This is a genomic window from Bacillus sp. Root920, assembly GCF_001429445.1.
In the GTDB taxonomy this organism is placed as follows: Bacteria; Bacillota; Bacilli; order Bacillales; family Bacillaceae; genus Bacillus; species Bacillus safensis.
In genome coordinates, this window is sequence record NZ_LMJV01000001.1 from 1819990 (window position 1) to 1840699 (window position 20710).

Annotated in this window: 14 protein-coding genes and 1 pseudogene; all 15 read left to right on the forward strand. The window is 42.2% G+C overall.

The window, feature by feature from the left end:
- Positions 1-24 precede the first annotated feature (24 nt).
- Positions 25-792 carry a FliA/WhiG family RNA polymerase sigma factor gene (locus ASE42_RS08920; RefSeq protein WP_024424154.1) on the forward strand — a complete coding sequence of 256 codons (768 nt, stop codon included), beginning with the start codon at positions 25-27 and terminating at the stop codon, positions 790-792.
- A 21-nt stretch (positions 793-813) separates the two neighbouring features.
- Positions 814-1353, forward strand: a complete 540-nt coding sequence (locus tag ASE42_RS08925) for a hypothetical protein (protein ID WP_024424153.1) — start codon at positions 814-816, stop codon at positions 1351-1353.
- 155 nt (positions 1354-1508) lie between these two features.
- The gene (rpsB, locus tag ASE42_RS08930) at positions 1509-2243 is read left to right on the forward strand and encodes a 30S ribosomal protein S2 (RefSeq protein WP_024426991.1); all 735 of its coding nucleotides are present in this window, start codon (positions 1509-1511) and stop codon (positions 2241-2243) included.
- 91 nt (positions 2244-2334) lie between these two features.
- Positions 2335-3216 carry a translation elongation factor Ts gene (gene tsf / locus ASE42_RS08935; protein ID WP_024424151.1) on the forward strand — a complete coding sequence of 294 codons (882 nt, stop codon included), beginning with the start codon at positions 2335-2337 and terminating at the stop codon, positions 3214-3216.
- A gap of 134 nt (positions 3217-3350) precedes the next feature.
- Positions 3351-4073, forward strand: coding sequence for a UMP kinase (gene pyrH / locus ASE42_RS08940; protein WP_008344767.1), 723 nt, complete (start codon positions 3351-3353; stop codon positions 4071-4073).
- 1 nt (position 4074) lies between these two features.
- The gene (gene frr / locus ASE42_RS08945; RefSeq protein WP_024424150.1) at positions 4075-4632 is read left to right on the forward strand and encodes a ribosome recycling factor; all 558 of its coding nucleotides are present in this window, start codon (positions 4075-4077) and stop codon (positions 4630-4632) included.
- 130 nt (positions 4633-4762) lie between these two features.
- On the forward strand, positions 4763-5545 hold the full coding sequence (locus tag ASE42_RS08950) for an isoprenyl transferase (protein WP_024424149.1): 783 nt from the start codon (positions 4763-4765) through the stop codon (positions 5543-5545).
- 12 nt (positions 5546-5557) lie between these two features.
- Positions 5558-6352: a phosphatidate cytidylyltransferase gene (locus tag ASE42_RS08955; protein ID WP_024424148.1), complete on the forward strand. Its 795-nt coding sequence runs from the start codon at positions 5558-5560 to the stop codon at positions 6350-6352.
- Between the two features lie 39 nt (positions 6353-6391).
- Positions 6392-7543 carry a 1-deoxy-D-xylulose-5-phosphate reductoisomerase gene (gene dxr, locus ASE42_RS08960; RefSeq protein WP_024424147.1) on the forward strand — a complete coding sequence of 384 codons (1152 nt, stop codon included), beginning with the start codon at positions 6392-6394 and terminating at the stop codon, positions 7541-7543.
- Between the two features lie 6 nt (positions 7544-7549).
- Positions 7550-8815 (forward strand): RIP metalloprotease RseP, encoded by a 1266-nt coding sequence (gene rseP, locus ASE42_RS08965; RefSeq protein ID WP_087975441.1) that lies wholly within the window; start codon positions 7550-7552, stop codon positions 8813-8815.
- Between the two features lie 80 nt (positions 8816-8895).
- Entirely contained in the window at positions 8896-10593 is a 1698-nt protein-coding gene (locus tag ASE42_RS08970; protein ID WP_056766449.1) for a proline--tRNA ligase, read from the forward strand.
- A 73-nt stretch (positions 10594-10666) separates the two neighbouring features.
- Complete coding sequence (locus tag ASE42_RS08975) at positions 10667-14980, forward strand: PolC-type DNA polymerase III (protein ID WP_024426994.1); 4314 nt, start codon at positions 10667-10669, stop codon at positions 14978-14980.
- Positions 14981-15405: 425 nt separating this feature from the next.
- Positions 15406-17256 (forward strand): glycoside hydrolase family 9 protein, encoded by a 1851-nt coding sequence (locus ASE42_RS08980; RefSeq protein ID WP_056766451.1) that lies wholly within the window; start codon positions 15406-15408, stop codon positions 17254-17256.
- A gap of 32 nt (positions 17257-17288) precedes the next feature.
- Positions 17289-19394 (forward strand): annotated as a pseudogene (locus ASE42_RS08985) (glycoside hydrolase family 48 protein).
- Between the two features lie 80 nt (positions 19395-19474).
- A complete protein-coding gene (locus ASE42_RS08990; RefSeq protein WP_056766453.1) occupies positions 19475-20704 on the forward strand; it encodes an endo-1,4-beta-xylanase in 1230 nt (409 codons plus the stop codon).
- The last annotated feature ends 6 nt before the right edge of the window (positions 20705-20710 follow it).

Sequence of the window (20710 nt, forward strand, 5' to 3'; positions counted from 1 at the left end):
CTAAGGAAGTATAGGGGGATAAAGATGCAATCCTTAAATTACGAAGATCAGGCGCTATGGGCTAGATGGAAAGAGTGGAAAGACCCAGCTGCTGGAGATGATCTTATGCGCCGCTATATGCCGCTCGTCACATATCATGTTGGAAGAATTTCCATCGGTCTCCCGAAGTCAGTGCATAAAGAAGACTTGATCAGTCTAGGGATGCTCGGTTTATATGATGCCCTTGAAAAATTTGATCCCGGAAGAGATCTGAAGTTTGATACATATGCATCCTTCAGAATCCGCGGGGCCATTATCGACGGTCTTCGTAAAGAGGACTGGCTGCCTCGTACATCAAGAGAAAAAACAAAAAAAGTAGAAGCGGCTATTGAAAAGCTTGAACAGCGTTATTTGCGTAATGTGACGCCGACAGAGGTGGCTGAGGAACTCGGCATGAGTGAACAGGATGTCGTCACAACGATGAATGAAGGATTCTTTGCAAATCTGCTCTCAATCGATGAGAAGCTGCATGATCAAGAAGACGGAGAGAACGTCCAAGTCATGATTCGCGACGAGAAGTCTGTGACTCCAGAAGAGAAAATGCTGAAAGATGAATTAATTGAACAGCTTTCTGAAAAAATCACAGAGCTTTCAGAAAAAGAAAAGCTTGTGATCAGTCTTTTCTATAAAGAAGAACTGACATTAACTGAAATCGGTCAAGTGCTCAATTTATCTACTTCGCGCATTTCGCAAATTCATTCAAAGGCCTTGTTCAAGCTTAAGCATCTGCTTGATAAAGCCATTCAATCTTAAAGAGTTAGTGAGTGAAAAAATATGTTATGGCTGATTAGCTTCATGCTTCATGCTGCACTTATTTATTTTGTGATTATTTTATATACGAGAATGAATTCGCTGAAGGCAACAGAACAAAAGCAGCGAGAACTTCTAGAAGAAACGGAAAATACCCTGGCTGCATTTTTGATGGAGGTCAAAGAAGAGAATGACAAACTATCAAAAGTGGCAGCCGCTTCCCCTGATTTTTCTGCTGAAGAGCTGAAATCGGATCTTCAGACACCAAAGCAGCCACAACCACCAATTGAATCCCAGCAATCGGTCGAAAGTGAAGATCCCGTACCAGAGCACCTGTCGGCTCTCCTTAGCGAAGTTGAGGTGCAGGAAGAGAAGGTAAACGAACCCGTTCCACAACTTGAAACAGAGGCTTCTCTGCCTTCTAAAAGTGAAATAGAAGAAACATTCGAGGACCAAGTGAAGACCCTATATGATGAAGGGCGGTCACTAGAAGAAATAGCGAAAGAAATGAAAACTGGCAAGACAGAAATCGAGCTTTTATTAAAATTTAGCGGAAAGCTGTAAAGGATTCTTGATTGTCAGTCCATCATGTGTTATATTATTTCTTGGTGTTAAATACACACGCTTAATGATTCGTATAAAGGTGCTGCCGTGGCGCAGTTTTATGTGAACATGACTTAAGCGGAGGAAAAAAAACCATTATATTAGGAGGCAACAAAATGTCAGTTATTTCTATGAAACAATTGCTAGAAGCTGGTGTTCACTTCGGTCACCAAACTCGCCGTTGGAACCCAAAAATGAAGCGTTACATCTTTACAGAGCGTAACGGTATCTACATCATCGACCTTCAAAAAACGGTGAAAAAAGTAGAGGAAGCTTACAACTTCACGAAAAACCTTGCTGCTGACGGAGGAAAAATCCTTTTCGTTGGTACGAAAAAGCAAGCACAAGATTCAGTGAAAGAAGAAGCAATCCGTTCTGGTATGTTCTATGTGAACCAACGCTGGCTTGGTGGAACTTTAACAAACTTTGAAACAATCCAAAAACGTATTAAACGTTTAAAAGATATTGAAAAAATGCAAGAAAACGGTACATTCGAAGTTCTTCCTAAGAAAGAAGTCGTTCAACTGAAAAAAGAATTAGAGCGTCTTGAAAAATTCCTAGGCGGAATCAAAGACATGAAGAGTCTTCCGGATGCACTTTTCATTATCGACCCTCGTAAAGAGCGTATTGCAGTTGCAGAAGCTCGTAAATTGAATATCCCAATCATCGGTATCGTTGACACAAACTGTGATCCAGACGAAATTGATGTTGTGATCCCTGCAAACGATGATGCAATCCGTGCTGTAAAACTTCTAACTGCTAAAATGGCAGATGCGATTCTTGAGTCTAAACAAGGCGAAGAAGAAGCTGTTGTAGAAGAAACGACAGAAACTGAAACAACAACTGCGTAACCTATTCAAAAGGTGATAAGAGGGAAATGCCTTTTATCACCTTTTTTTCACCTAGTAATCCGTGTTTTAACATAGAAGGAGGAAATGTAAAATGGCAATTACTGCTCAATTAGTTAAAGAACTGCGTCAAAAAACTGGTGCAGGTATGATGGACTGTAAAAAAGCGTTAACAGAAACTGATGGTGACATCGAGAAAGCAATCGACCTTCTAAGAGAAAAAGGAATCGCAAAAGCTGCGAAAAAAGCAGACCGTATTGCGGCAGAAGGATTAACTCTTATCAAAACTGACGGTAACACAGGCGTGATCCTAGAAGTGAACTCTGAGACTGATTTCGTTGCGAAAAACGAAGGATTCCAAGCACTTCTTAACGAACTTGCTGATCATTTGCTTGCTGCTAAACCTGCAACACTTGAAGAAGCTCATGCTTCTAAAATGGAAAACGGTTCAACAGTTGAAGAGCATATCACATCTGCAATTGCGAAAATCGGAGAGAAAATCACTCTACGCCGTTTCTCTGTCATCACAAAAGAAGATAATGCTGCATTCGGTTCTTACCTACACATGGGCGGACGTATCGGTGTGTTAGCTGTTCTTAACGGAACAACTGACGAAGAGCTTGCAAGAGACATCGCAATGCACGTTGCAGCTGTAAACCCTAAATACATTTCTCGTGACCAAGTGTCAGAAGAAGAAGCAAACCGTGAGCGTGAAGTACTAACACAGCAAGCGCTTCAAGAAGGAAAGCCTGAAAACATCGTAGCTAAAATGGTAGAAGGCCGTCTAAACAAATTCTTCGAAGAAATTTGCTTACTTGACCAAGCGTTCGTTAAAAACCCAGATGAAAAAGTGAAACAAGTTGTAGCTGCGAAAAACGCAACTGTTCAAACTTATGTTCGCTATGAAGTGGGCGAAGGTATCGAAAAACGTCAAGACAACTTTGCTGAAGAAGTTATGAGCCAAGTGAAAAAATAATGTTTGAAAAGCTCTCTGGGGCTTTTTTAGGGAGCACAAGCACTGTGTTCCCTATTTTTTAGAGGATATTGATTTACAAAAGGCAGTTTCTTACGCATAATAAGAGACGGTATAGTATACACTTGGAGGTTATCATGAGCAAACCGAAATATAATCGCATTGTACTGAAGCTAAGTGGCGAAGCACTAGCGGGTGATGCTGGAAATGGAATTAACCCAACTGTCATTCAATCAATTGCAAAGCAAGTAAAAGAAATTGCAGAGCTTGATGTTGAAGTTGCAGTCGTTGTAGGCGGAGGAAACCTTTGGCGCGGGAAGACAGGCAGTGATCTAGGAATGGACCGTGCAACAGCAGACTACATGGGGATGCTGGCAACAGTGATGAACTCACTGGCGTTACAGGACAGCCTAGAAACGCTTGGCATTCAGTCTAGAGTGCAAACCTCTATTGAAATGAGACAGGTTGCAGAACCATACATAAGAAGAAAAGCGATCCGTCATCTTGAGAAGAAACGTGTCGTCATTTTTGCTGCTGGAACAGGGAATCCTTATTTCTCTACAGATACTACAGCAGCACTTCGAGCAGCAGAAATTGAAGCAGATGTCATTTTAATGGCGAAAAATAATGTAGATGGTGTCTACAGTGCTGATCCTCGTACAGATGCGGATGCAGTAAAATATGATAAGCTTTCATATCTTGATGTACTTAAAGAAGGGCTTGCTGTAATGGATTCTACTGCGTCCTCATTATGTATGGACAATGACATTCCATTAATCGTCTTCTCCATTATGGAAGAAGGAAATATTAAACGTGCCGTAAACGGCGAATCAATCGGAACGATCGTGAGGGGGAAATAACGTGTCAAAAGAAGTGTTGAACCAAACGAAAGAAAAAATGGAAAAAGCCGTACAAGCGTACGGACGTGAGCTTGCAACTGTTCGTGCAGGCCGTGCGAATGCTTCACTGCTTGATAAAGTGACAGTGGATTATTACGGTGCACAAACACCGCTTAACCAAATTGCGTCGATCACAGTGCCAGAAGCACGTATGCTGATTATCACACCTTACGATAAAACAGCAATCGGTGATATCGAAAAAGCGATTCAAAAGTCTGATCTTGGCATCACGCCAACAAGTGACGGAAATGTGATCCGCATTGCGATTCCTGCGCTGACAGAAGAAAGACGTAAAGAGCTTGTGAAAGTCGTAAAAAAATACTCAGAAGAAGCAAAAGTAGCTGTTCGTAACGTGCGTCGTGATGCAAACGATGATTTGAAAAAGCTTGAGAAAAATGGGGAGATCACTGAAGATGAATTAAGATCATCGACAGAGGATGTTCAAAAATTGACAGATGAATATGTCGCTAAAATTGATGACGTGACGAAAGATAAAGAAAAAGAAATCATGGAAGTTTAAGAAAAAACTATGTACAATAGATAATAGTGAAAAGACCCTCTTCATGTTTACAGGGGGTTTTTTTGTTAATACTGTTGATGACTATATTATTTAGCGGGAACGCAACCTTTTTGGGTGATGGAGGAATCTCATGCTCAATATACTCAAAAATTGGAAGAATCAGCAAACAGCAGCTTCCAACTTAGAAAGCCTGACAAAAGAAGACATATTAAATGGAGAAATTCCTGAACATATCGCCATTATCATGGATGGGAACGGAAGATGGGCGAAAAAACGTGCTCTTCCACGGGTAGCAGGTCATCATGAAGGAATGAAAGTCGTCAAGCGCATGACAAAGCTTGCAAATGAGCTGAATGTCAAAGTGCTGACTTTGTATGCTTTCTCTACGGAAAATTGGAAACGTCCAAAACTAGAAGTAGACTTTTTAATGAAACTTCCTGAAGAATTTTTAAACATCTACCTGCCTGAACTCATCGAGGAGAATGTCCGTGTGCGTTTAACAGGTGATCCAGACGGCCTCCCGCAGCATACGAAAAAAGCGGTAGAGAACGCAGTAAAGAGTACGGCGAATAACGACGGGCTCGTTTTAAACTTTGCGCTCAACTATGGAGGGCGCACAGAAATCGTCTCCGCATGCAGACAAATTTCTGAAAAGGTCAAAGAAGGTAAGCTTCGAGCAGAAGACATCACAGAAGAGATGTTTTCAGCTTATTTAATGACAGAATCTCTTCAAGATCCGGATTTGCTCATTCGCACGAGTGGAGAAATTAGATTAAGCAACTTTATGCTTTGGCAAATTGCGTACAGCGAGTTTGTCTTTACGGATGTGCTTTGGCCTGACTTTTCTGATGAGCACCTTATAGGCGCTATCGGAGAGTACCAGCGCCGCGGCCGGAGGTTCGGTGGAATTTAGAGGGTGGTGCAGATGAAACAAAGAATTTTGACGGGTGTTTTGGCAGCTGCAGTCTTTTTGCTTGCAGTTATATATGGACAGATGCCATTTACCCTGCTGATTTATTTAATGGGAAGTGTCGCTCTCTTTGAGCTTTTAAGAATGAAAAAGATCTCGATTTTCAGCTTTCCTGGTATTGTCAGCTTAATATTGCTTTGGCTTTTAATGGGCGGAGACAACAGCTTCTTCCCAAACGTGGACGCATCAAAAATGCAGATTGCTTTATTTGCAGTCTTAATACTTTTAACTTATACAGTTTTGAGCAAAAACTCTTTCACTTTCGATGAGGTTGCTTTTGTTGTATTAGCCACATTATATATTGGCGTTAGTTTCTATTATTTTATCCAAATTAGAGGCTTATATGGCATGAGTGCGATCTTCTTCGCAGCAGTGATTATTTGGTCTACTGACTCAGGAGCCTATTTTATTGGAAAATCTATGGGGAAACGAAAGCTTTGGCCAGAAATCAGCCCAAACAAAACAGTAGAAGGATTTATCGGCGGAATCGTCACAGCGGTCGTGTTGTCACTTGTGTTTCAGGCGGTTACAGGATTTTTGCCATCATATCTGCTTGTGATGTTTATTACTCTTTTACTCAGTATCTTTGGACAGCTTGGCGACCTTGTGGAATCTGCTTTAAAGCGTCATTATCACGTGAAGGATTCAGGGACAATTCTCCCTGGCCATGGCGGGATTTTGGACAGGTTTGACAGCTTTTTATTCGTTCTGCCGTTTTTATACTTACTGCTCGCAACGTTTGCCAGCTAACCTCATAGAAACTTATTGAACGAGAGAAGGAGTGGCAATTTGAAATATATTTCGCTATTAGGCGCAACAGGATCAATTGGAGAACAAACGTTAGATGTGATCAGTCAGCACCCGGACAAGTTTAAGCTGAAAGCCATGACATTTGGCAGAAATATAGCAAAGGCGATTCCGATCATTGAGCGCTTTCAGCCTGAATTCGTCGGCTGTGTAGACGAAGAAACCTATCACATGCTAAAAAATCATTCATTTGCATACGATGTGAAGCTGGCTGCTGGTGATGAAGCCAACATCGAGGCAGCGACCTATGATGCAGTGGACGTAGTGGTCAATGCACTTGTAGGAAGTGTTGGACTTGTTCCAACATTAAAGGCCATTGAACAAAAAAAGACGATTGCTCTCGCAAATAAGGAAACACTTGTGACAGCTGGTCATATAGTAAAAGAGTACGCTAAAACATATGATGTACCTTTACTTCCTGTCGATAGTGAGCATTCCGCTATTTTTCAATGCCTGCAAGGTGAACAAGCTAAAAATATTGAACGTTTAATCGTGACAGCTTCAGGTGGTAGTTTCCGAGATAAAAAACGAACTGAACTTGAAGGTGTTACGGTTGAAGAAGCGCTGAACCACCCGAACTGGTCGATGGGAGCGAAAATCACCATTGATTCAGCGACGATGATGAATAAAGGGCTCGAGGTGATCGAGGCACATTGGTTGTTTGATATCCCTTATGAACAAATTGATGTGCTGCTACATAAAGAGAGCATTATCCATTCGATGGTGGAATTTCACGACAAAAGCGTCATGGCTCAGTTAGGGACACCTGACATGAGAGTGCCTATTCAATATGCACTCACATACCCTGACAGGGCGCCGTTACAAGAAGCGAAATCATTGAACCTTTGGGAGATTGGACAATTGAATTTCCAAAAAGCGGATTTTGACAGGTATCGCTGCTTACATTTTGCTTATGAATCAGGTAAAATAGGAGGGACAATGCCTGCTGTACTTAATGCAGCAAATGAAATGGCAGTCGATGCATTTCTGAAAGGCAAAGTAACGTTCCTGCAAATTGAAGAATTGATTGAAAAGGCACTAATCAGACATCATGTGATTTCAACGCCTAGTTTGCAAGATATCCATGAAGTGGACAAAGATACACGAGACTTTGTTCAATCAATCCTCACATAAGGTGGTATGTTCGTGAATACAGTGATTGCGTTTATTATTATTTTTGGAACGCTCGTTTTTTTCCACGAGCTTGGCCATTTAATTATGGCGCAGCGCGCGGGGATTTTATGCCGCGAGTTCGCAATTGGTTTTGGGCCGAAGATTTTCTCCTTTAAACGAAAAGAAACCGTTTATACCATTAGACTTCTCCCTATTGGCGGATTTGTTAAAATGGCCGGAGAGGACCCTGAAGTTATCGAAATTAAACCAGGTCATACAGTGGGGCTCTTATTCAATGAGCAAAATGAAGTAGAAAAGATCATTTTAAATGATAAAGAAAAATATCCTGATGCACTTGTCATCGAAGTTGAGCAGATTGATTTAGATCATGCTATGAGAATCTCGGGATATGAAGCTGGAAATGAAGATATTCTGACTGGCTACAATGTCAGTCAAACAAGCTTCTATATTGCAGATGGTGAAGAAATTCAAATCGCACCATACAATCGTCAATTTGGTTCAAAAACAGTTTGGCAGCGAATTAAAGCCATCGCAGCTGGACCGATTATGAACTTTATCCTGGCGTATGTGATTTTGGTTGCTTTAGGTTTTATTCAAGGGGTAACCGTTGATGATCCTGTACTCGGTAAGCTGACGAAAGACGGCCGAGCGGCTGAGGCTGGACTCATGCAGGGAGATCACATCGTGTCCATTAACGGCGAGAAAATGAATTCTTGGACAGACGTCGTTCAAACAGTTCAAAAGAACCCTGAGAAAAAAATGAATGTCGTCATTGACCGAGACGGCAAAGAAAGCACTGTGCAGGTTGTACCAGAAGCTGTAAAAGCAGATGGGAAAAGCATTGGCCGTTTCGGATCATATCCGCCAACGGAAAATGGATTTTTGAAAGTTATTTCATCTTCTGGAACAACTGTCATTTCAACGGCAGGTCTGATCTTAACGAACTTGCAAAAAATTGTCACAGGACAATTTTCACTAGACATGTTAGCAGGTCCTGTTGGAATTTATGACATGACAGGAGAAGTAGCCAAACAAGGTGTGTTAACATTAATGCAGTTTGCGGCGTTCCTCAGTATCAACCTAGGCATCGTGAATTTGTTACCGATTCCTGCATTAGACGGAGGACGTTTACTATTCTTATTTGTTGAAGCCATTCGCGGTAAACCAATTAATCGTGAGAAGGAAGCACTTGTTGTCTTTATCGGTGTTGCTTTCCTCATGCTGTTAATGTTAGTGGTAACGTGGAATGACATTCAGCGGTTATTTTTATAAAAACCATTCTCTCTTGTTTCTCATTCCGGGAAACAAGAGTTTTTGTGAGAAGTCCTATTTCATAAATGAGGTGTAACGACATGAGACAATCCCTGACTTTCATTCCAACTCTTCGAGAGGTGCCGGCAGATGCTGAGGCAAAAAGTCATCAACTCTTAGTAAGAGCTGGGTTTATTAGACAAAATACAAGTGGAATCTATCATTATCTGCCGCTTGCGCATAAAGTCATTCAGCATATTCAATCGATCGTCCGCAAGGAAATGGAAAAGGCAGGCGCAGCTGAGCTGTTAATGCCAGTGCTGCAGCAGGCAGAAATGTGGCAAGAGTCAGGAAGATGGTATACATACGGTCCAGAACTGATGCGTATGAAGGATCGCCATGGCCGCGAATTTGCGCTTGGCCCAACCCACGAAGAAGTGATCACATCGCTAGTACGCAGCGAAGTGAAATCGTATAAGAAGCTTCCTTTAACTTTATATCAAATTCAATCAAAATTCCGTGATGAACAGAGACCACGCTTTGGACTGCTGCGCGGACGTGAATTTATCATGAAGGATGCATACTCATTCCATTCTTCACCAGAAAGCCTTGATGAGACATACAACAAAATGTTTACGGCTTACACTAATGTGTTCTCAAAAGTGGGTCTCAATTTTAGACCAGTCATTGCAGATTCTGGGGCAATGGGAGGAAAAGATACGCATGAGTTCATGGCGCTTTCAGAAGTCGGAGAGGATACCATCGCTTATTCTGATACTTCCTCATATGCTGCAAACATTGAAATGGCTGAGGCTGTATATCACGGAGAAGAAGCAAATCCTGCGGACTTCAAAGAACTTGAAAAAGTCCACACACCGCAAGTGAAAACCATTCAAGATGTGGCTGAATTTTTAGAAGTTGATCCTTCTGCTTGCATTAAATCTGTTTTGTTTAAAGCAGATGATGCGTATGTTCTCATTATTACTAGAGGTGATCATGAAGTAAATGATGTGAAAGTGAAAAACTTGGTAGGAGCACAGCTTGTCGAGCTTGCTTCACGCGAAGAAGTGCTGGAAGTCATTGGAACTGAGCCTGGATTTGTTGGACCTGTTAAATTGGAAGCAGAAGTCGATATTTATGCGGACCTTGCTGTGAAGGGAATGACAAATGCAGTCGCTGGTGCAAACGAAGCGGATTATCATTATGTCAATGTCAATCCTGCACGTGACGTGTCAGTAAAAGAATTCACAGATCTTCGCTTGATTCAAGAAGGAGATGTTTCTCCAGATGGGGAAGGCACAATCCAGTTTGCAAAAGGGATTGAAGTAGGACAAGTCTTTAAATTAGGCACTCGTTATTCTGAGTCGATGGATGCAACGTACCTCGATGAGAATGGTCGTGCGCAGCCAATGATTATGGGCTGCTATGGCATCGGCATCTCTAGAACGCTGTCAGCGATTGTTGAACAGCATCACGATGAGAAAGGAATCATTTGGCCGGAAACAGTGGCACCATATGACCTTCACCTCCTTGCATTAAATATGAAAAACGATGCGCAGAAAGAACTGGCTGAAACATTGTACGAGCGATTAGAAGATGAAGGTTTCGACGTACTTTTCGATGACCGCCAGGAGCGTGCAGGAGTAAAATTTGCAGACAGTGATTTAATTGGACTGCCAATTCGTATTAGCTGCGGAAAACGTTCAGAAGAAGGTATAGTAGAAGTGAAGTTTAGAAAATCAGGTGAATCACATGAAGTATCTGTTGATGATCTGATTTCATTTATACGCCAAGCATAAAACGAACAAAAAAATGAAGGTACCTCCTGTAGAAAAGAGGTACCTTTCTGATTGACAAAAGGAGGGTCCTGTCTTGGATGAACAATTACCGATCACACGGCGGCAATTTCATATATTACTCAATCAGATTCAAATGACAGATGATGACCTCAGTCGTTACTTTGAAGAAGGAGAAATCGTCAAATTGACGGTGCATAAGGCGACGAAAACTTGGCATTTCCTTTTTAAATTTAAGGCGCTTTTGCCTTACAAAGTATACGCCATGTTTCTCAGCAGGCTGACAAATGCATTTTCACATATTGCACAAATCACTTGTACGATTGAAGTGAGTGATCCGCACATATCTGAAGAACTCGTGCAATCGTACTGGTCACATTGTGTGGAAGAACTTCAAGGAATTTCTCCCCCAATCATCAGCTTGCTTCAGCAGCAAAAACCATCGCTGTCTGGACATAAAATCATCATTAAAACGAAAAGCGAAACAGAGGCACTCGCTATTAAGAAGAAGTACAGCCCGATGCTCCAGGCCGCATTTAAACAAGTGGGCTTTCCAGAGCTGCAATTCGATACAGAAATTTTTGTATCAGATCAAGAGATTCAGAAGTTCAGAGAACAAAAGCTTGCTGAAGATCAAGAAAGAGCCATGCAAGCCCTAACTGAGATGGAGAAGAAAGAAAGTGAGGAGCAGAATGAAGCTCCGTCAGGCCCTCTGATGATTGGCTATCAAATCAAAGACAATGAAGAAATTCGTACGCTTGATAGTATCATGGACGAGGAAAGAAGAATTACCGTTCAAGGCTACGTATTCGATGCAGAAACGCGTGAGCTGAAAAGCGGGAGAACGCTTTGTATCTTTAAGATCACAGATTATACAAACAGTATTTTGATCAAAATGTTTGCAAGAGAAAAAGAAGATGCTCAGCTGATGAAATCATTGAAAAAAGGCATGTGGGTGAAAGCAAGAGGAAGCATTCAAAATGATACGTTTGTCAGAGATCTTGTCATGATCGCTAATGATGTCAATGAAATGAAACCGCAGCTGAAAGAAGATACAGCACCTGAGGGTGAAAAGCGTGTGGAGCTTCATTTACATTCCCCTATGAGCCAAATGGATGCTGTCACTGGCATTGGCAGACTTGTTGAACAAGCAAAAAAATGGGGACATGAAGCAATTGCCCTGACAGATCATGCCGTTGTACAATCCTTCCCAGATGCGTATGCAGCAAGTAAAAAGCATGGCATCAAAATGATGTACGGTGTGGAAATCAACTTAGTAGACGACGGGGTACCGATTGCATATAACCCAGAGCACCGCTTGTTAGAGGATGCGACGTATGTCGTATTCGACGTCGAGACAACTGGACTTTCAGCTGTTTATGACACGATCATTGAGCTTGCAGCAGTGAAAATAAAAGGCGGGGAAATCATTGACCGCTTTGAGGCATTTGCAAATCCCCATCACCCGTTATCAGCGACCACCATCGAATTAACAGGTATCACCGATGATATGGTGAGAGATGCACCAGATGTCGTCGACGTCGTACGGGATTTCAAAGAATGGATTGGACAAGATATCCTTGTTGCGCACAATGCGAGCTTTGATATGGGCTTTTTAAATGCAGCGTATAAACGTCTGTTAAAAACAGATAAAGCGTCAAACCCTGTCATTGATACACTTGAACTTGGCCGGTTCCTTTACCCAGAATTTAAAAATCACCGGCTGAACACCCTTTGTAAAAAGTTCGATATTGAACTGACGCAGCATCACCGGGCGATTTATGATGCAGAGGCGACAGGCTATCTCATGCTGAAGATGCTAAAAGATGCGGCTGAAAAAGAAATTGCCTATCACGATCAATTGAATGAAAACATGGGGCAGTCGAATGCTTTCCAGCGCTCACGTCCTTACCATGCGACTTTGATTGCTCAAAATGAGACAGGTCTTAAGAATTTATTTAAGCTTGTTTCACTTTCTCATATTCATTATTTCTACCGGGTCCCGCGTATTCCGCGCTCTCAGCTTGAGAAATATCGAGAAGGTTTAATTGTTGGGTCTGCTTGTGATAAGGGTGAGGTATTTGAAGGAATGATGCAAAAGTCCCCTGATGAGGTGGAAGACATTGCAGCATTTTATGACTATTTAGAAGTACATCCGCCAGAAGTGTATCAGCACCTGCTGCAGCTTGAGCTTGTTCGAGATGAACGTGCGTTAAAAGAAATCATCACAAACATTGTCAAGCTTGGCGAAAAGCTGAATAAACCAGTTGTGGCGACTGGAAATGTACATTACCTGCATCCAGAGGACAAAATTTATCGTAAAATCTTAATTTCATCACAGGGTGGAGCGAATCCGCTGAACCGCCATGAACTGCCAAAAGTTCATTTTAGAACGACAGATGAAATGCTCGAAGCCTTCTCCTTCCTAGGAGACGAAAAAGCGAAAGAGATCGTCGTAACAAATACGCAAAAAGTATCTGAGATGGTCGAAAGCATTAAACCTATTAAAGATGATCTTTACACACCAAAAATTGAAGGTGCAGATGAAGAAATACGGGAAATGAGCTATCAAATGGCGCGCAGCATCTACGGAGATGATTTGCCGAAAATCGTAGAAGACCGCATTGAGAAAGAATTAAAAAGTATTATCGGTCATGGCTTCGCCGTTATTTACTTAATCTCTCATAAGCTCGTAAAAAAATCACTTGATGATGGATATCTCGTTGGTTCAAGGGGATCTGTCGGCTCATCTCTTGTTGCGACATTAACAGAGATTACTGAAGTGAATCCACTTGCACCTCATTATGTATGCCCAAGCTGTAAGCACTCTGAGTTCTTTAATGACGGATCTGTTGGTTCAGGCTTTGACCTTCCTGATAAGGACTGTCCAGAATGTGGAGCGCCGTATAAAAAAGATGGCCATGATATTCCGTTTGAAACGTTCTTAGGTTTTAAAGGAGACAAAGTCCCTGATATTGACTTGAACTTCTCAGGCGAATATCAGCCGATCGCACATAACTATACGAAAGAGTTGTTCGGTGAAGATTATGTATACCGAGCAGGTACGATTGGTACCGTTGCAGAAAAAACAGCATATGGTTACGTAAAAGGCTATGCAGGGGATCATAACCTTCATATGAGAGGCGCTGAAATCGACCGGCTTGTACAAGGCTGTACAGGAGTAAAACGGACAACAGGCCAGCATCCAGGCGGGATTATCGTAGTGCCTGATTATATGGACATTTACGATTTCTCACCTATTCAATACCCAGCAGATGCGACAGGTTCCGATTGGAAGACGACACATTTTGATTTCCATTCGATCCACGATAACTTGTTGAAGCTGGATATTCTTGGGCACGATGATCCAACGGTCATTCGTATGCTTCAAGATTTAAGCGGAATTGATCCAAAAACGATTCCAACAGATGACCCTGAAGTCATGAAGATTTTCCAAGGGACAGAGCCACTAGGTGTCACAGAAGAGCAAATTGGCTGTAAAACAGGCACACTCGGTATCCCGGAATTTGGGACAAGATTTGTTCGGCAAATGCTAGAGGATACAAAACCAACGACTTTCTCAGAGCTTGTTCAGATTTCTGGACTATCACACGGTACGGATGTTTGGCTCGGAAATGCGCAAGAGCTCATTCACAATAAAACGTGTGAACTAAGTGAAGTAATTGGGTGCCGTGATGATATTATGGTCTATCTCATCTATCAAGGCTTAGAGCCGTCACTTGCCTTTAAAATCATGGAATCTGTTCGTAAAGGAAAAGGACTTCCTCCTGAATGGGAAGAAGAAATGAAGAATAATAATGTACCAAACTGGTATATTGATTCTTGTAAAAAAATCAAATACATGTTCCCTAAAGCCCACGCGGCTGCTTATGTGTTAATGGCTGTTCGTATTGCTTATTTCAAGGTGCATCATGCACTCCTGTACTATGCGGCTTACTTTACCGTTCGTGCGGATGACTTTGATATTGAAACGATGACAAAAGGATCGAATGCGATTCGAGCTGTTATGGACGATATTAATTCAAAAGGTTTAGATGCATCACCGAAAGAAAAGAACCTATTAACTGTACTAGAGCTTGCCCTTGAAATGTGTGAAAGAGGCTACCACTTCAAAAAAGTTGACCTTTACCGCTCAAGTGCAACAGAGTTTATCATTGATGGAGACGGATTAATACCGCCATTCAACTCCATCCCCGGCCTCGGTACAAACGTTGCGTTAAATATTGTCCGCGCGCGGCAAGATGGGGAATTCCTCTCAAAAGAAGATTTACAAAAACGCGGAAAAGTGTCGAAGACCATCCTTGAATATTTAGATCGTCAAGGCTGTTTAGAAGCACTTCCTGATCAAAACCAGCTTTCTTTATTTTAATGTGATAAATAAGAGCGCCCTAAAAGGGCGTTCTTTTCTTTATATACAATAATTTTATTATGTTAACTAATAAAGATTTCTTATCAATTGGAATTATTTTCTTATTCCTTCATATATCTTGATTTAGCGTGATGTTTTAAGAGAAGAGATTGTATGTCATTCTTTCTACCCAAATAGAGCTCAAAAGAGAATTTCGCCGTCTGAAATGTTCTTAAGCGACATATGATCATTCTGGGTACAGTCAGAAGGAGAATCAAGAGAAAACCTTCGATGAGCGTAAAGCTGATTGCTGTTTACTATGCTTATTTTTGAAACATATTTGATTCTTTTCAAAACTGTACAGATCACGAAACGAAATATAAAAAGGAGGCGGTTCGTCTATTGATCAAATGTTTCACTAAAAAGAAGGGGTGAGCAATAGAATAATGGCATCTTACAACTATGTAGAGGTTCTACAAAAATCCATGCTGTTTTATGAAGCGCAGCGGTCAGGCCGGCTTCCGGAAAGTAATCGCCTTAACTGGCGGGGAGATTCTGGACTAGAGGACGGGAAGGATGTTGGGCATGACTTAACTGGCGGCTGGTATGATGCAGGAGATCATGTGAAATTTGGACTTCCGATGGCTTACTCAGCAGCCGTGCTTGCATGGACAGTATATGAATACCGGGAAGCTTATGAAGAAGCAGAATTGCTTGATGAGATCTTAGATCAAATCAAGTGGGCAACAGATTATTTTTTGAAAGCACATACAGGACCGAATGAATTTTGGGCGCAAGTAGGTGATGGAAACGCCGATCATGCTTGGTGGGGGCCAGCAGAAGTGATGCCGATGAACCGGCCAGCTTTTAAAATTGATGAACATTGTCCTGGCACAGAAGTAGCTGCACAAACTGCGGCGGCTTTAGCAGCAGGTTCTATCATTTTTAAAGAAACAGATGCGTCCTATGCAGCAAAGCTTTTAACACACGCCAAACAGCTATATGCATTTGCTGACAAGTATCGCGGCAAATATACTGATTGTGTCACCAATGCGCAGCCATTTTACAACTCCTGGAGCGGCTATGTTGACGAACTTATTTGGGGTGGAATCTGGCTGTACTTGGCGACAAATGAAGAAACCTATTTAAACAAAGCATTAAAAGCGGTAGAGGAATGGCCGAAGGATTGGGATTATACGTTTACCATGTCATGGGACAATACTTTTTTTGCTTCACAAATCTTACTAGCAAGAATCACGAAAGAAAACAGATTTATAGAATCGACAGAGCGCAATCTTGATTACTGGACCACAGGTCTTGTTCAAAATGGAAAAGTAGAAAGAATCACCTATACGCCTGGCGGTTTGGCATGGCTGGATCAATGGGGTTCACTTCGTTATGCCGCCAATGCAGCATTTTTAGCCTTTGTCTATGCTGATTGGGTATCTGATCAAGAAAAGAAAAATCGATACCAATCGTTTGCGATTAAGCAAACCCACTATATGTTAGGTGATAATCCGCTGAATAGAAGCTACGTCGTTGGGTTTGGCCAGAATCCGCCGAAGCACCCGCACCACCGTACTGCACATGGCTCATGGTCTAACCAGCTGACAAATCCTCCATCTCACCGGCACATTCTTTATGGAGCGCTTGTAGGGGGTCCTAATGCACAGGATCAATATGATGATGATATCTCTGATTATATATCTAACGAGGTGGCGACCGATTATAATGCCGCCTTTACTGGAAATATCGCCAAAATGGTGCAGCTGTTTGGTCAAGGGCAATCAAAGCTGCCAAATTTCCCGCCTAAAGAACAAGTGGAGGATGAGTTTTTTGTAGAGGCAGCTGTGATGCATAACGATACAACATCTACTCAAGTGAAAGCAGTGTTGTACAACAGGTCCGGCTGGCCGGCAAGAAGCAGTCAAACACTATCCTTTAGATATTACGTCAATCTGAGCGAGGTCTTTGCAAAGGGATTCACTGAAAAGGATATTCAAGTGACAGCAGCCTACAATGAAGGCGCTTCCTTATCGCCTTTAAAAGTATATGACGCATCAAGCCGCGTCTATTTTGCAGAAATCGATTTTACGGGCGTTGCTATTTCTCCTAGAGGAGAATCTGAGCATAAGAAGGAAATACAATTTCGATTATCTGCTCCAAATGGATCGAATATATGGGATGCCTCAAATGATTATTCCTATCAAGGATTAACATCCAATATGCAAAAAACAACAAAGATTCCTGTCTTTGACGATGGTGTTTTAGTATTTGGCACACTTCCAGACAAATAAAAATCAACGATTTTATTGAAAGGGTGAAGGACTTGTCAAACAAAGAACGGTTTTTAACGCTTTATCATCAAATCAAAAGCGATGCGAATGGATATTTTTCACCAGAAGGAATTCCGTATCATTCAATCGAGACACTCATTTGCGAAGCACCTGATTATGGGCATATGACAACTTCAGAAGCATATAGCTATTGGCTGTGGCTTGAGGTGCTGTACGGACATTACACAGGGGACTGGAGCAAATTAGAGGCAGCTTGGGACAATATGGAGAAGTACATCATCCCAGTCAATGAAGATGGAAATGATGAGCAGCCGCATATGAACGCTTATAATCCGTCCAGCCCAGCCACATACGCAGCAGAGAAACCATTTCCGGATCAATACCCAAGCCAGCTGACCGGTGCTCGTCCTGCTGGTCAAGATCCAATTGATAGTGAATTGAAATCAACCTATGGGACGAATGAAACGTATTTAATGCACTGGCTCCTTGACGTAGATAACTGGTATGGCTATGGCAACTTGCTCAACCCATCACATACAGCCGCCTATGTGAACACATTCCAGCGTGGTCCGCAAGAATCTGTGTGGGAGTCCATCCCTCATCCATCACAGGACGATAAATCTTTTGGTAAGCCGAATGAAGGCTTTATGAGTTTGTTCACAAAAGAAAATCAAGCTCCAGCTGCCCAGTGGCGCTATACGAATGCAACGGATGCTGATGCGCGCGCGATACAAGCGATGTATTGGGCAAAGGAGCTCGGCTATAATCGGTCAGCTTATCTTGATAAAGCGAAAAAAATGGGGGATTTCCTCCGTTACGGTATGTACGATAAATATTTTCAAACGATTGGAAGCGGGAAGCAGGGGAATCCGTATCCTGGAAACGGAAAGGGTGCCTGTCATTACTTAATGGCATGGTATACCTCTTGGGGCGGAGGACTTGGGGAGTATGCAAACTGGTCATGGCGTATCGGAGCGAGCCATTGTCATCAAGGATATCAAAATCCTGTCGCTGCTTATGCTTTATCCTCAGATAAAGGAGGCTTAAAGCCATCTTCAGCAACAGGGGCAAGCGATTGGGAAAAAACACTAAAGAGACAGCTTGAATTTTACGTATGGCTTCAATCGAAAGAAGGAGCCATAGCAGGAGGCGCAACCAATAGCTGGAATGGAGACTATAGCGCTTATCCAGCAGGAAGAAGTACTTTTTATGATATGGCATATGAAGATGCACCTGTTTACCTTGACCCGCCTTCAAATAACTGGTTTGGAATGCAGGCGTGGCCAATGGAGCGCGTAGCAGAGCTTTATTATATTTTTGTAAAAGATGGCGACAAAACATCTGAAAATGTCCAAATGGCCAAATCTGTCATAACAAAATGGGTCAGCTATGCTTTAGATTACATTTTTATCGGCAGCCGTCCTGTGTCAGATGAAGAGGGTTATTTCTTAGATGAACAAGGACAGAGAATTCTAGGAGGAACGAATGTTTCGGTTGCTACAACAAGTGCGCCTGGAGAGTTTTGGCTTCCTGGAAATATTGCTTGGAGCGGACAGCCTGATACTTGGAACGGGTTCCAGTCTGCAACAGGAAATCCAAATTTAACAGCTGTAACTAAAGATCCGACTCAGGATACGGGCGTATTAGGAAGTCTAACCAAAGCTTTGATATTCTTTGCTGCAGCCACAAAGCAGGAAGCAGGTGATTATACAGCGCTTGGTGCAAGAGCGAAAGATGCAGCCGCGCAGCTCCTAGAGGTTGCATGGAATTACAATGATGGCGTCGGCATAGTGACAGAGGAAGATAGAGAAGACTATGACCGTTTCTTTAGAAAAGAAGTGTATTTCCCAAATGGATGGAACGGGACATTTGGTCAAGGAAATCAGATTCCTGGAGCCAGCACCATTCCTTCTGACCCGCAATGAGGAGGGAATGGGGTCTATACGAGTTTTGCTGATCTTCGTCCGAAGATTAAACAAGATCCAGCATGGTCTTCACTCGAAAGTAAATATCAGTCTTCATTTAATGAAGCTACAGGCAAATGGGAGAATGGTGCACCAGTTTTCACTTATCACCGCTTCTGGTCTCAAGTGGATATGGCCACTGCCTATGCTGAATACCATCGTCTGATCAACTAAGAGGTTAAAAGCAAGCTGCCGGCTTCTAGCCGGCAGTTTGAATAGGTAATATGAATCCAATGAAGATAAGGGTGATTTACATGGTCAAAGAAAGAAGCTTTCTTCATCATTCATTCAATAGAGGCGAAAATGGGCAGGAAAATCTGATGTGGAAAAAAGAGGCGGATGATCGAATCTCAGAGCATAGACAAAGAGATCTTGTGATCAACGTGACAAACGGCGAAAAAAAGCCAATAGCAGGAATAGAGGTTGAAATAAAGCAAATCAGACATGAATTCGCCTTTGGTTCAGCGATGAATGATCAAGTGTTATTTAATCAACAATATGCTGATTTTTTCGTGAAGCATTTTAATTGGGCTGTTTTTGAAAATGAAGCAAAATGGTATGCGAATGAGCCAGAAAGAGGGAAAATCACCTACGAAAAAGCAGATGCGATGTTGAATTTTGCAGATCGACATCAGCTTCCAGTGAGGGGGCACGCTTTATTTTGGGAGGTAGAGGATGCGAATCCAAGCTGGCTAAGGTCACTGCCGAATCACGAAGTATATGAAGCCATGAAAAACCGGCTTGAGCATGCGGGCAATCACTTTAAGGGAAGGTTCCGGCATTGGGATGTAAACAATGAAATGATGCATGGTTCATTTTTTAAAGATCGCTTTGGGAAAAATATTTGGAAGTGGATGTATGAAGAAACGAAAAAAATTGACCCTCAAGCACTATTGTTTGTGAATGATTATAATGTGATCTCTTATGGTGAACACCATGCCTATAAAGCGCATATCAATGAACTGCGTCAGTTAGGCGCACCTATTGAGGCGATTGGGGTTCAAGGCCATTTTGAAGAACGGGTCGATCCAGTCATTGTCAAAGAGAGGCTCGATGTGCTGGCTGAGCTTGGTCTTCCAATATGGGTCACAGAGTACGACTCTGTTCACCCTGACCCTAATAGAAGAGCGGATAACCTGGAAGCTTTATATCGCGTCGCATTTAGTCATCCAGCCGTAAAAGGAGTGCTGATGTGGGGATTTTGGGCAGGTGCCCATTGGAGAGGTGAACATGCAGCCATCGTGAATTATGATTGGTCTTTAAATGAAGCAGGACGACGTTATGAAAAGCTTCTAAATGAGTGGACGACCCAAAGAGTTGAAAAAACCGATGCTAATGGCCATGTGAAATGTCCAGCATTTCACGGAACATATGAGATTCGAATCGGTAAAAAAAATAAAATGCTCAAACAGCAGACGATTGAACTTGATTCAAATGAACAAACACCGTTTCAACTAGACGTAATCCTGCCTCAAGAAGGATAGAGATAG